Genomic DNA, 12,854 nt, shown 5'->3' with positions numbered 1-12,854 from the left:
CCAGCCTTCAACGCCGCAGCGTGAATTCGCCCGCTCCCCGCCGGTGCTCCCATTTCGCCCGCTCCAGCTCCGGCCGGTCGCATTCAGCCTCGGGATAGCCGACGCAGAGATAGGCGATGAACTTCCAGGTATCAGGCACGTCGAGAATGGTGTGAATTCGTGCAGGATTCAGGATCGACACCCAGCCAAGGCCGATACCTTCCGCGCGCGCGGCGAGCCACATCGCGGTGATCGCGGCGACGACGGAATATTCCGTCGTCTCGGGCATGGTGGCGCGGCCGAGGCCGTGGCCGATGTCGCTGGCCTTGTCGGCGAACACGGCGAGGTGGCCCGGCGCCTGCTCGAGCCCCGACAGTTTGAGCGTGGCGTAGCGCGCGGCGCGTTCGCCGGCATAGGCACCGAGCGCATCGGCGTTGCATGATTTGAAGTCGTCGATCACGGCGCGGCGGCGAGCGGCATCGTCGACGATGACGAAGCGCCAGGGCTGGCTGAGCCCGACCGAAGGCGAGAGGCAGGCGGTCTCGATCAGGCGGTCGATGGCGCCGTCCGGCAGCGGATCGGTGCGAAAGCGGCGCACATCGCGGCGCCACACGAACAGCTCGTGCAATTGCCGGCGGAAGGTGTCATCGAACTCGACCATCGGCTCAGCGTCCGATCTGAAAGGCCGCGGCGACCAGCAGGATCAGGATCTCGCCGATCTGCTCGAATGCGCCGAGAATGTCGCCGGTCTGCCCGCCGATCTGGCGGATTGCAAGCCGCGCCAGCAGCAGCCCGGCGAGCGAGAGCAGGATCAGGCCGACCAGCGCCTTGCCCGGCCCCAACGCCAGGGCGAGTGCGAGCGTTCCAACCGCAAAGGCGATGGCGACGCTCCGTCCCGGCGGTACTCCCGCGCTGGCCGACAATCCGTCCGGCCTTGCCGGCGGGACCAGTGACATGAAGGCCGGTACGCCCGCGCGCGCCGCCGCATGCGCGGCGCACAGCGCGAGCGTGACGGCCGCGGGACTGGCGATCGCCGCGAGCGCGCTCCAGCGCAGGCCGAACGACAGGATGAGCGCGCAGACACCATAGGTGCCGATCCGGCTGTCGCGCATGATCTCGAGCTTGCGCTCGCGGGTGCGGCCGCCACCGAGCCCGTCAGCGGTATCGGCAAGTCCGTCCTCGTGCAGCGCACCGGTGATCAGGGTGGTCGCAGCCAGCGCGAGCAGCGCGGCGAGGTTCGGCGTCAGTCCGACGCGGATGGCGATTTTGTAGACCAACGCGCCGGCAAGGCCGACCAGCAGTCCGGCGACGGGGAGCGCCCAGGTCGCGCGCGCGACGGCGCCGTCGGCTGCAGGCTTTGACGATGCCACGGGGAGGATCGTGACGAACGACGCCGCCATCCTGAGATCGGCGATGATGTCTTTCAAAAATTCGGCGCGCGGCATCATTTCAGTTTCATCGGCAGGCCGGCGACCACGAACTCGACCTCGTCGGCGACGGCGGCGATGGTCTGGTTCATGATCCCGGCGGCGTCGCGATAGCTGCGCGCCAGCGCATTGTCGGGCACGATGCCGAGGCCGACCTCGTTGGTGACGAAGACGGCGGGGCTTTTCAGGCGGGGCAGGGCGCTGGCGAGCTCTCTCACTTCACGCTCCCAGTCGCGCTCTGCATGCATCAGGTTGGAGAGCCACAGCGTCAGGCAATCCACCAGTCGTGCGCCGTCGCCATCGGTTGCGACCAGTGCGGGCACGAGATCGAGCGGCACCTCGCGTTCGAGCCAGTCAGTTCCGCGCCGCGCGCGATGCTTGGCGATACGCGTCTCCATTTCCGCATCGAGGGCCTCGGCCGTCGCGACATAAACGGGCTGCCCGGGGAAGGCGCGCGTGCGCATTTCCGCACGCTTGCTCTTGCCCGATCGCGCTCCGCCCGTGATCAAGATGACGGCCATGAAGGTCTCCTGTGGGCCTGACTAACCACCAAACGCGGCCAAAGACAAAGCCGAAATCAGGCGGGCAGGGCTTGCGCTCGCCCCTCGCTTTGCGCAACAGGGGCGGGACAGGAGGTGGGCGTGGGCTTTGCAGGTGCGATGGTGGTGGCGATGGCGGTGGATGCCCTCTCGGGCTGGCCGTCATGGCTGTTCGCCCGGATCGGCCATCCCGTGACCTGGCTGGGCCGGCTGATCGGCGCCATCGACGCCGCCTGGAATCGCGATTCCGATCCGCCGGCGCTCCGCCGCGCTGCAGGTATTGCCGGCGCGCTCGTGGTGATCGCGCTCTCCGTCGCGGTCGGCTGGGTGCTTCAGTCCTTGCTACAGTCAATGCTTCCCTGGGGCTGGATCCAGATCGTGCTGGTCGGCGTCCTCGCCTGGCCGCTGGTCGCTTTGCGTTCGTTGCATGATCACGTCGCCGCCGTCGCGCAGCCGCTACGGGCCGGTGACATCGCGGCTGCGCGCGACGCGGTCTCGCGCATCGTCGGCCGCGATCCCGCCGCCCTCGATGAAGCCGGCATCGCGCGCGCGGCGATCGAGAGTCTTGCGGAAAATGCGTCCGACGGCATCGTCGCGCCGGTGTTCTGGGGCGCGCTGTTCGGCCTGCCCGGCATCTTGGGTTACAAGGCGATCAATACCCTGGACTCCATGATCGGTCATCGCAGCGAACGGCACGAGGCTTTCGGCTGGGCCGCGGCGCGCATCGACGATGTCGCGAACTTCATTCCGGCACGCCTGACCGGCTTCTTGTTCGTGCTGCTGGCACCGCGCCGATCCCTGGCGCTGGCGTGCATGACGCGCGATGCGCGCCGTCACCGTTCTCCCAACGCCGGCTGGCCGGAAGCGGCGATGGCCGGTGCGCTCGGCGTGCGGCTCAGCGGTCCCCGCATCTATCATGGCAGCGTCACGAACGAGCCCTGGCTGAACGAAGGCGCGCGCGATCCGCATCCCGCCGACATCGGCGAGGGACTGAATGTCTACCGCCGCGCCATGCTGCTCCTCGCCGGTCTGCTTGCGATCCTCGCCTTCGCGTGAAAGAACAGAGCATGCGCGAGCACGGTGGAAATCTCGATCTGGCCCAGCAGCGGTTTGGCGGCCGCGCGGAGGACTGGATCGATCTGTCGACCGGGATCAACCGGCTGCCTTATCCGGTGGGCGAGGTGAGCGCGCGCGCGTGGAGCGCGCTGCCGTCGCGGGCCGAGATCGAGGCATTGCATCAGGCGGCGCGGCACGCCTACCGTACGAGTGCACCGCTCGTCGCGGTGGGCGGAGCGCAAGCCGCCATCCAACTGCTGCCGCAACTTGGCGCGCCCGGCTGCGCCCGCATCCTCGCGCCTACGTACAATGAATATGCGGGAGTGCTGTCGGCTGCGGGTTGGGACGTCCACGAAGTCGGCGAGCTCGATGCGCTGGCCGGCGCGGACCTCGCCATCGTGGTCAATCCCAACAATCCCGATGGCCGGACCTTCGCACCAAAGGATCTGCTGGCGTTGCTGCCGCGCGTCGGCCGTCTCATCGTGGATGAGAGCTTTGTCGACGCCGTTCCGCATCTGTCGCTGGCGCCGGAAGCGGATCGCCCTGGGCTGCTGATCCTGCGTTCCTTCGGGAAGTTCTACGGCCTTGCCGGCCTGCGGCTCGGCTTCACGATCGGCAACGCCGCTGACATTGCAAAGCTGGCGGCGATGTCGGGCCCTTGGCCTATCTCTGGCGCAGCGATTGCGATTGGCGGCCGCGCATTGCGCGACGATGCCTGGGCGGAGGCGACATCGGCGCGGCTTGGGCGTGATTGTGTTCGCCTCGACGAGATAGCGCTAGGACAGGGCTGGCGGCTCATCGGCGGTGCATCGTTGTTTCGTCTCTACGAGACGTCAGACGCGCTCGCCGCGCAGGAGAAGCTTGCACGTCGCCAGATCTGGTCGCGCGTGTTCGCGCAAAAACCGGCATGGCTGCGGCTCGGGCTTCCCGGCGTTGAGGCCGAATGGACGCGCCTCGCCGATGCCCTAGCGCGCTAGCGCGAGCAGGCCCTCGACATCGAGATGTTTTTCGATGTGATCGGCGAGGGCGTCAAGCGCGCTTTCGACCCGGGCATGATAGGGCTCGTTGCCCGCGGGGATGTCGAGCTTCGCCAAAAACGCCTTGCGGAAATCATCCGACGTGAACAGGCCGTGCAGATAGCTGCCCTGCACGCGGCCATCCCTGGAGATCGCGCCTTCCGGCTCGCCGTTCAGCTTTGCGAACGGTCGGGCACGATCGGGCCCGTCGGTGCGGCCGATGTGGATTTCGTAGGCTTCGATCAACTGGTCGGTCGTGGCGTGGACGGCTGCGACGCGCGTCAACGTCTTCTGCGGGCTCATCACCGTCTCAACATCGAGAAGCCCGAGCCCCGGCGTATCACCTGCCGGGCCTTCAATGCCATCGGGGTCGGCAACGCTGCGTCCGAGCATCTGATAGCCGCCGCATAGGCCGAGCACGTGGCCGCCACGGCGGTGATGCGCGAGCAGATCGATGTCCCAGCCCTGCGCGCGCAGGAACGCGAGATCGCCACGGGTGGACTTTGAGCCGGGGATGATGACCAGTCTGACGTCGCCGGGGATCGCTTCGCCGGGGCGCACCATCAGGAGATCGACGCCTGGCTCGAGCTTGAGTGGATCGAGATCGTCGAAATTGGCGATGCGCGACAGCGCGAGGCACGCGATCTTGCATTGGCCGGGCTTGCGCGCATCACTGAGGCCCAGCGCGTCCTCGGCCGGCAGTTCGCCCGCGCGGGCGAACCAGGGCAGCACGCCGAGGCCGCGCCACGCAGTCTTCTCTTCGATCAGCCTGTAGCCGTCGTCAAACAGCGTGGGATCGCCGCGGAACTTGTTGATGACAAAGCCCTGGATCATCGCGGCATCGTCGGGGTCGATCACCGTCCTGATGCCGACGAGCTGGGCGATGACGCCGCCGCGATCGATGTCGCCAACGAGCACGACCGGCACGTCGGCCTTGCGCGCAAAGCCCATATTGGCGATGTCGGCCTTGCGCAGATTCACCTCGGCCGGACTGCCCGCGCCTTCGACCAGCACCAGATCAGCGCGCGCCTTCAACCGCTCAAAGCTCTCCAGCACCGCGCCCATCAGCGAGGGCTTCATCGCGGCGTATTCGCGCGCCCGCGCGGTGGCGATGCGTTTTCCATGCACGACGATTTGCGCGCCGACATCGGTCTCGGGCTTCAGCAGCACCGGGTTCATGTCGGTGTGCGGCTCGACGCCCGCCGCGAGCGCTTGAAGCGCCTGCGCACGCCCGATCTCGCCGCCATCGACGGTGACGGCCGCATTGTTCGACATGTTCTGCGGCTTGAAGGGAAGTACGCGCAAGGCCCGCCGTGTGAAGGCGCGCGCGAGGCCGGCCACGATGAGCGACTTGCCCACGTCCGAGCCGGCCCCCTGGATCATCAGTGCGCGTGCCATCGCGCTCAGAACTCGACGCCGGCTTGCGCCTTGATGCCGGAGCGGAAGGGATGCTTGACCAGCGTCATCTCGGTGACGAGATCGGCGATCTCGATCAGCTCGTCCTTCGCGTTGCGCCCGGTGAGCACGACGTGCGTCATCGGCGGCTTCGAGGTCAGGAAGTCGACGACCTCGGCGATGTCGAGATAGTCGTAGCGCAGCGCGATGTTGATCTCGTCGAGCACGACCATGCGCAGGTTCGAATCGAGGATCAGCTCCTTGGCCTTCTCCCAGCCGGCGCGGGCGGCGGCAATGTCGCGGGCGCGGTCCTGCGTTTCCCAGGTGAAGCCTTCGCCCATGGCATGGAACTGGCAGAGCTCGCCGAAATGGCCCGTGAGCAGACGCCGCTCGCCAGTATCCCAGGCACCCTTGATGAACTGCACGACAGCGCAGGGGAAGCCATGGGCGACGCAGCGGACGATCATGCCGAAGGCCGAGGACGACTTGCCCTTGCCGGCGCCGGTGTGGACGATGATCAGGCCCTTTTCGCCGCTCTTGGTCGCCATGATCTTGTCGCGGGCGGCCTTCTTCTTCGCCATTTTCTGGGCGTGGCGGGCGTCGGTTTCCTCAGTGGTTTGGGTATCCGGTTCTGGCGTCATCGGTCCCGGTCCTTCGGCTTGACAAGAGGCGGCCGGGGGCAAATGGTGGCCCGGCACTGGTTCCTGTCCTATGACAGGCGAAGAGGGAATGCGATAGGGTCCGAATCGGCAAGATTTGGGTCCAAAATGCAGCCGCCCCCGCGACCGTGACCGGAGAGATGCCCGAAGCCACTGATCCCCTAGGGGATCGGGAAGGCGGGGATCGAAGGGCCAAAACCCTGCTCCGCAAGCCGGGAGACCTGCCAGCGCGGACGAGTTTTGGACCGGCGGACGGGGTGTTCCGCGACGGGGAAACGGGCCTTCACGAGAATGGTCCGTGTGCCTCTTCGCCTCCCGCTGTTTATTCTGGAAGAGGCGATGACCGTCACACTTCACGTCTGCATCACCTGCCGCGCTGGCCAGACGCTTGGCGAAGGCGAGACCACACCCGGCAAGCGCCTGCATGGCGCGATCCTCGAGGCCGGCGTGCCCGAGGGCGTCAACGTGGTTCCCGTCGAATGCCTGTCTGCATGCAGCCAGGGCTGCTCGGTCGCGCTCAGCGCGCCCGGCCGCTGGTCCTATGTCTATGGCCGCCTGTCGGATGCGAACGCGCAGGACGTGGTCGCGGGCGCCGCGGCCTATGCGGCCGCGCCCGACGGCCTCGTGCCGTGGCGCAGCCGGCCCGAAATCTTCCGCAAGCAGTCGCTTGCCCGCATTCCCCCCATTGCCGTGTTGCCGGAGGCCGCCGAATGAACTCGCTCGCAAAAGTCCCTGTCACGGTGGTCACGGGCTTTCTCGGCTCCGGCAAGACGACGCTGATCCAGCATCTGCTCAGCAATGCCAATGGCAAGAAGCTCGCCGTGCTGGTCAACGAGTTCGGCAGCGAGGGCGTCGACGGCGAGATCCTGAAATCCTGCGCCGATGCCAACTGCCCGGAGGAGAATATCGTCGAGCTCGCCAATGGCTGCATCTGCTGCACCGTTGCCGACGATTTCATTCCGACCATGGAGCAGTTGCTGGCGCGCCCGGTGCGGCCCGATCACATCCTGATCGAGACCTCGGGCCTGGCGCTGCCAAAACCGCTGCTGAAAGCATTCGACTGGCCGGAGATCCGCTCGCGCATCACCGTCGACGGCGTGATCGCGCTCGCCGATGCCGAGGCGGTTGCCGCCGGTCGCTTCGCGCCGGACCCGGCGGCTGTCGAAGCGCAGCGCGCCGCGGACGAAAATCTCGATCACGAGACGCCGCTCTCGGAGGTGTTCGAGGACCAGATCGCCTGCGCAGATATCGTGCTGCTGACCAAGGCCGATCTCGCCGGCAGCGCCGGCATTGAAGCCGCCAAGGCCGCGATCGCCGCCGAGATGCCGCGCCGCGTGCCGATGCTGCCCGTCACCGACGGTGCGATCGACGCGCGCGTCATTCTCGGGCTCGGCGCCGCCGCCGAGAACGATCTTGCCGCGCGCCCGTCGCATCACGATGGCGAGGAGGAGCACGAGCACGATGATTTCGCCTCCGTCGTGATCGATCTTCCGGAGGTTGCGGATGTCGATACGCTGGTTGCGTCGGTGCAGAGGCTGGCGCGCGAGCAGAACGTGCTGCGTGCCAAGGGCTACATCGCGGTCGCGGGCAAGCCGATGCGCCTGCTGCTTCAGGCCGTCGGCGAGCGCGTGCGCCACCAGTTCGACAAGCCCTGGGGCGCGGGTCTCAGGCAGTCGAAGCTCGTCGTGATCGGCGAGCATGGCGATATCGATGAGGCCGCGATCAAGGCGGGATTGGGAGTCTGATGCACGTCGTCTTCCGCGAGAGCCGGGGTCTCGAGGAGACCGCGACGCCAAGAGACATCGGCCAGGACCCGGCCGATCTCGTGGTGCTCTCGTACTCGGATTCCGACCTTGCCGCATTCGCGGCGGGCTGGCGGCGCGGCCGTAGCAGCCTGCCGTCGCTGCGGCTCGCCAATCTCGCGGAGCTGCGTCATCCGCTCTCGGTCGACACCTATATCGAGCGCACGCTGTCGCAGGCGCGCGGCATCCTGGTGCGTCTGATCGGCGGAGAATCTTATTGGCCCTATGGCCTTGCGGCGCTCCAGCAGCTCGCCAAAGATCGTAACATCGTGCTGGCCGTGCTGCCGGCCGACGGCCGCGACGACACGCGGCTCGATGCTTACTCGACCCTGCCGGTCTCGACGCTGCGGCGGCTCAAGGTGCTTTGCGACACCGGTGGCCCCGTTGCCGCTCAGGCCGCGATTGCTCAGCTTGCGCTGGCTTCGGGCCTTTATGCCGGTCCGGTCGTCGGCGAGATGACCGTGCCCGAGATGGGCTTTTATGATCCCGCGCGTGGTGTCATCGCCGCGCCGGCGCCGGGTGAAGGCAGGCCGCTCGCGCTGGTGACCTTCTATCGCTCTTATCTCACTGCCGCTGACACCGGCCCGGTCGATGCCCTGATCGCTGCGCTGCGCGAGAAGGGTTTTGCGGCGTATGGCGTGTTCGTCACCTCCCTAAAGGGCCCGGGCGTCGCGGGCTGGCTGCGGGACTATCTTGCGAAGAACCCTCCGGCCGCGATCGTCAATGCGACGGCGTTTTCTGCGCTGGGCGAAGATGGCACGACGCCGTTCGATGCTGCGTCATGTCCCGTCTTCCAGGTCGCGCTCTCGTCGGCACGGCGCGAGGACTGGGCGGAATCGTTGCGCGGTCTGTCGCCCGGCGATCTCGCGATGCACGTGGTGCTGCCCGAGGTCGACGGCCGCGTGTTCGCGGGCGTCGTGAGCTTCAAGTCGGCGGCGGAGCGCGATCCCGATTTGCAATTTTCGCATCTGGCGCATCGGCCGGATGAGGAGCGCGTGACGGCCGTCGCCGCGCGCGTTGCAGCCTGGTGGCGCCTTGCGGAAAAGCCGGCTGCCGGGAAGCGCGTCGCGATCGTGCTTTCGAACTATCCGGGCCGGCCGCACCAGATCGCGCATGCGGTTGGGCTCGATGCGCTGGCTTCGGTCGAGGCATTGGTGTCTGACCTTGCAAAGGCCGGCTTCGATGTCGCGCCGGTCCATGCGCTCGGCGAGACGCTGCTGAAGCAGCATCTGAGCTGGAGCGTCGCCGATTACCGCGCGTCACTCTTACACCTCCCGCAATCCCTGCGGGATGATCTCGCGCAAGCCTGGGGCGGGCTGGAGACCGATCCAAGCTGCGGCAGCGGTGCGTTCCGCTTCGCGGCCACCGCTTGCGGCCAGTCAATCATCGCCGTTCAGCCGGAGCGTGGCGACGCCATCACGCGCGATTCCGACTATCACGATCTCGCCCGCACGCCGCGCCACGGCTATGTCGCGTTCTATCTCTGGCTCCGCGAGCAGGGCATTGATGCCGTCGTGCACATGGGGGCGCACGGGACGCTGGAATGGTTGCCGGGGAAATCCGTGGCGCTGTCGTCGGGGTGCTGGCCGGAAGCGCTGATCGGCGATCTCCCCGTCATCTATCCCTTCATCGTCAACGATCCCGGCGAGGCTGCGCAGGCCAAGCGGCGGATCGGTGCCGTCACCATCGGCCATCTGCCGCCGCCGCTCGAGCAATCCACGGTGCCGGAGGGTTTGCGCCGGCTCGAACGCCTGCTCGACGAATATTCGACCGCCGATGGTCTCGATCCCGCGCGCCGCCAGCGCCTGATCGCGGCGATCCGCGACGAGGCCCGTGCAGCGGGCCTCGAAGACGATCTCGGTCTCGATGCGTCGGCCGCGCCGGCCGAAGCCATTCCGCGCATCGACCGCTTCGTCTGCGATCTCAAGGAAAGCCAGTTCGGCGACGGCCTGCACGTGTTCGGCCGCGGCGCCTGCGGCGAGGCGGAGCGGGATGCGCTGCGTGCCGCGCTCGCAGGGCAGCGCGTCGCGCCGGGGCCGTCGGGCTCGCCCTATCGTGGACGGCGGGACGTGTTGCCGACGGGACGCAATCTCTTTGCCGTCGATCCGCGCGCCGTGCCGACGCCGTCGGCACATGCGCAGGGGGTCAAGCTCGCCGAAGAGCTGCTTCGTCGCCATTTGCAGGATCACGGCGACTGGCCGAAGGGCCTCGTGGTCGACCTCTGGGGCTCGGCGACGATGCGCACTGCCGGCGAAGAGTTCGCGATGGCGCTGCATCTGGCCGGCCTCGCACCGCGCTGGGATCACGCCTCCGGCCGCGTCACCGGCTACGACATCATCGCGCCGGCCGAGCTTGGACGGCCCCGCATCGACGTCACGCTGCGTGTGTCGGGGCTGTTCCGCGATGTCTTCTCCGGCCTTGCGCAATTGTTCGAGGCAGCATCCGAGGCGCTCGCAACGCGCGAGGAGGAGGGCGACGAGAATCCGTACCGCCACCGCGCCTCGCGCGTGTTCGCGCCGCGGCCCGGACAATACGGCGTCGGCCTCTCAGCGATCCCCGATGCCTTTACGGCAGATACGCGCGACGCCGCCGGCGAAGCCTGGCTGTCAGCCTCGTCCTGGGCCTTCTCCGCCGATGGCGCGATCAAGCCCGATCGCGCCGGCATCGAGCAGCGGCTCGCATCGGCCGATGCCTTCGTCCACGTCCAGGATTTGCCGGAGACCGATCTGCTGCTCGCTGCCGACTATGCCGCGCACGAAGCCGGCGTTGCGGCGGCCGCGGCCCATCTCGGCGCGGCCGGGCCATCGCTCTATCATCTCGACACGACGCGCCCCGAGCAGCCGCATGCGCGCACGCTGACGGAGGAGATCTCGCGCGTGGTTCGCGCACGCGCGGCCAATCCGGCCTGGATCGCCGGCATGATGCGTCACGGTTTTCGCGGGGCCGCCGAGATCACGGCGACACTCGAGCACATGGCTGCATTCGCGCATCTGGCCGGGGCCGTGCCGCCGCATCTGTTCGATCTGTATTACGACGCGACGCTCGGCGATGCCGACATCCGCGCCTTCATGGCGCACGAGAATCCGGCGGCGCTGGCCGCGATGGAGACCTGCTTCGCGCGCCTGCATGAGGCCTCCCTCTGGCGAACGCGCCGCAATTCGATCGCGGCTGCGCTGAAGGAGGCATCATGAGCGCGTCGATGGTCAAGGGCTGGTGTCCCGGCGCGCTGCGCCCGATGCAATCGGGCGACGGGCTGGTGGTCCGCGTGCGTCCGTTCGGCGGACGGCTTGAGGCAAACCAGATCGCCGGGCTCGCCGAGCTCGCCGAGCGCCACGGCAACGGCCTCATCGATGTGACCAGCCGCGCCAACCTCCAGATCAGGGGCGTGAGCGAGGAGACCCATCGGCCGCTGATCGACGGCCTTGCGCAGCTGCAATTGCTCGATCCAGATACCGACATCGAAGCTCGCCGCAACATCCTGGTGACGCCGTTCTGGACTGTCGGTGACGAGACGCAGGCGCTCGCTGCGGAGCTTGAAGAAGCGCTCGCCGACAGCGCGCTCGACCTTCCCACCAAATTCGGCTTCGCCATCGACGACGGCAAGTCGCGCGTGCTCGCCGGCGATTCCGCCGACGTGCGGATCGAACGCGATCGCGGCGGCCGTCTGCTGGTGCGGGCTGATGGCGCAAGGTTCGGCCACTCGGTCGCGCGCGGAGAGGCCGTGAGCACGGCGCTCGCGCTCGCAGGCTGGTTCGTCGCCTCCGGTGGCACGAAGGGCGGGCGAGGGCGCATGGCGGCCCACATCGCGGCCGGCGCGGCATTGCCCGCGGCCTTGCGCGGCGAGACCGAGCCTGCGCCCGTGATGCCGGCATCGCGGCCCGGGCATTATCCGCAAGGAGCGCTCGTCGGCGTCGCGTTCGGGCAGATGCTGCACACGACGCTGCATCAGTTTTCCGGCTGCGGTCACGCGCTGCGCATGACACCGTGGCGGATGGTTTTGAGCGAGGGCAAACGCGAGATGCCGAACGGCGCGGGTCTCATCACGGAGCCTCACGATCCGGCGCTGCGCGTGATCGCCTGTAGCGGTGCGCCGCGCTGCCGCGAGGCGCATGCCGACACGCGCGCGCTGGCGGCCGCGCTGGCGCCGCGCATTGCCCTCGACACGAAGCTCCACGTCTCCGGATGCGCCAAGGGCTGCGCTCGCTCCGGAGCCTCGGCGGTGACGCTGGTTGCGACCAGCGCCGGTTTCGATCTCGTGCGGAACGGCTCGACCCGGGACGAGCCGGTCCTGCGCGGCCTGAACTGTGCCGACATCGTCAGCGATCCCTCCATCCTGGTCGGAGGACACTGATGCCGCACACCTATGAAACCGACGGCGCGGCGATCTACCGGCAATCCTTTGCGACCATCCGCGCCGAGGCCGATCTTGCGCGGTTCACGCCCGATGAAGAGCAGGTCGTGGTGCGGATGATCCACGCCGCCGGCATGGTCGGGCTGGAAGCACATATCCGTTTCACGCCCGGTATGGCAACCGCTGCGCGCGCCGCCTTGCAGAAGGGCGCCCCGATCCTGTGCGATGCGCGCATGGTCTCGGAAGGAATCACGCGTGCCAGACTTCCTGCGGCCAATGCCGTGATCTGCACGCTCGGCGACGAGGCCGTTCCGGCGCTGGCGCAGTCCATGCGCAACACGCGCTCGGCTGCGGCGCTGGAGTTGTGGCGGCCGCATTTGGGTGGCTCAATCGTCGCGATCGGCAACGCACCGACCGCGCTGTTTCACCTCCTCAACATGCTGGAGGACCAAAACTGTCCGCGGCCGGCGGCGATCATCGGTTGCCCCGTCGGCTTCGTCGGCGCCGCCGAATCCAAGGCGGCGCTGATGGCCGATCCGCCGGTGCCGGCATTGACGGTCGAGGGCCGCCTCGGCGGCTCCGCGATCACGGTGGCCGCCGTGAACGCGCTGGCGAGCCGGAGCGAATAGC

At 67.9% G+C, this 12,854-nt stretch carries 12 protein-coding genes and 1 riboswitch; of the genes, 7 read left to right on the top strand and 5 right to left on the bottom strand.

Annotated elements, in window-relative coordinates:
• Positions 1 to 7: 7 nt before the first annotated feature.
• The 3 genes from bluB to cobU are packed head-to-tail and all read right to left on the bottom strand — an operon-like array spanning position 8 to position 1,927.
• Entirely contained in the window at positions 8 to 640 is a 633-nt protein-coding gene (gene bluB / locus BRAGE_RS0122375; protein ID WP_027558947.1) for a 5,6-dimethylbenzimidazole synthase, read from the bottom strand.
• Between the two features lie 4 nt (positions 641 to 644).
• Complete coding sequence (cobS, locus tag BRAGE_RS0122370; RefSeq protein ID WP_027558948.1) at positions 645 to 1,427, bottom strand: adenosylcobinamide-GDP ribazoletransferase; 783 nt, start codon at positions 1,425 to 1,427, stop codon at positions 645 to 647.
• Positions 1,424 to 1,927 (bottom strand): bifunctional adenosylcobinamide kinase/adenosylcobinamide-phosphate guanylyltransferase, encoded by a 504-nt coding sequence (gene cobU / locus BRAGE_RS0122365; RefSeq protein WP_027558949.1) that lies wholly within the window; start codon positions 1,925 to 1,927, stop codon positions 1,424 to 1,426. The genes cobS and cobU overlap by 4 nt, the downstream gene beginning before the upstream one ends.
• 120 nt (positions 1,928 to 2,047) lie before the next feature.
• Here cobU and cbiB point away from each other — a divergent pair, with 120 nt between their 5' ends.
• Both cbiB and cobD read left to right on the top strand, forming a co-directional pair.
• Positions 2,048 to 3,001, top strand: coding sequence for an adenosylcobinamide-phosphate synthase CbiB (cbiB, locus tag BRAGE_RS0122360; protein WP_027558950.1), 954 nt, complete (start codon positions 2,048 to 2,050; stop codon positions 2,999 to 3,001).
• 11 nt (positions 3,002 to 3,012) lie between these two features.
• On the top strand, positions 3,013 to 3,978 hold the full coding sequence (cobD, locus tag BRAGE_RS0122355; RefSeq protein ID WP_027558951.1) for a threonine-phosphate decarboxylase CobD: 966 nt from the start codon (positions 3,013 to 3,015) through the stop codon (positions 3,976 to 3,978).
• Here the strand turns inward: cobD and BRAGE_RS0122350 are convergent.
• Positions 3,967 to 5,415 carry a cobyric acid synthase gene (locus tag BRAGE_RS0122350; protein ID WP_027558952.1) on the bottom strand — a complete coding sequence of 483 codons (1,449 nt, stop codon included), beginning with the start codon at positions 5,413 to 5,415 and terminating at the stop codon, positions 3,967 to 3,969. The genes cobD and BRAGE_RS0122350 overlap by 12 nt on opposite strands.
• Before the next feature lie 5 nt (positions 5,416 to 5,420).
• Positions 5,421 to 6,053, bottom strand: a complete 633-nt coding sequence (gene cobO / locus BRAGE_RS0122345; RefSeq protein WP_027558953.1) for a cob(I)yrinic acid a,c-diamide adenosyltransferase — start codon at positions 6,051 to 6,053, stop codon at positions 5,421 to 5,423.
• A gap of 40 nt (positions 6,054 to 6,093) precedes the next feature.
• Positions 6,094 to 6,314: riboswitch (cobalamin riboswitch) on the top strand.
• A 96-nt stretch (positions 6,315 to 6,410) separates the two neighbouring features.
• On the opposite strand from cobO, the gene BRAGE_RS0122340 reads away from it, so the two are divergent.
• From BRAGE_RS0122340 to BRAGE_RS0122320, 5 genes are read left to right on the top strand one after another with little or no spacing between them, the layout of a single operon-like run.
• Positions 6,411 to 6,785 (top strand): DUF1636 family protein, encoded by a 375-nt coding sequence (locus tag BRAGE_RS0122340; protein WP_027558954.1) that lies wholly within the window; start codon positions 6,411 to 6,413, stop codon positions 6,783 to 6,785.
• Positions 6,782 to 7,816 carry a cobalamin biosynthesis protein CobW gene (cobW, locus tag BRAGE_RS0122335; RefSeq protein WP_027558955.1) on the top strand — a complete coding sequence of 345 codons (1,035 nt, stop codon included), beginning with the start codon at positions 6,782 to 6,784 and terminating at the stop codon, positions 7,814 to 7,816. Before BRAGE_RS0122340 ends, cobW begins: the two co-directional genes overlap by 4 nt.
• Complete coding sequence (cobN, locus tag BRAGE_RS0122330) at positions 7,816 to 11,064, top strand: cobaltochelatase subunit CobN (protein WP_027558956.1); 3,249 nt, start codon at positions 7,816 to 7,818, stop codon at positions 11,062 to 11,064. The genes cobW and cobN overlap by 1 nt, the downstream gene beginning before the upstream one ends.
• Positions 11,061 to 12,224 (top strand): precorrin-3B synthase, encoded by a 1,164-nt coding sequence (gene cobG, locus BRAGE_RS0122325; protein WP_027558957.1) that lies wholly within the window; start codon positions 11,061 to 11,063, stop codon positions 12,222 to 12,224. Before cobN ends, cobG begins: the two co-directional genes overlap by 4 nt.
• Complete coding sequence (locus tag BRAGE_RS0122320; RefSeq protein ID WP_027558958.1) at positions 12,224 to 12,853, top strand: precorrin-8X methylmutase; 630 nt, start codon at positions 12,224 to 12,226, stop codon at positions 12,851 to 12,853. Before cobG ends, BRAGE_RS0122320 begins: the two co-directional genes overlap by 1 nt.
• The last annotated feature ends 1 nt before the right edge of the window (position 12,854 follow it).

Origin of the sequence: Bradyrhizobium genosp. SA-4 str. CB756, assembly GCF_000473125.1 — a bacterium.
GTDB lineage: Bacteria > Pseudomonadota > Alphaproteobacteria > Rhizobiales > Xanthobacteraceae > Bradyrhizobium > Bradyrhizobium arachidis.
This window is presented reverse-complemented; position numbering and strand designations above follow the sequence as displayed.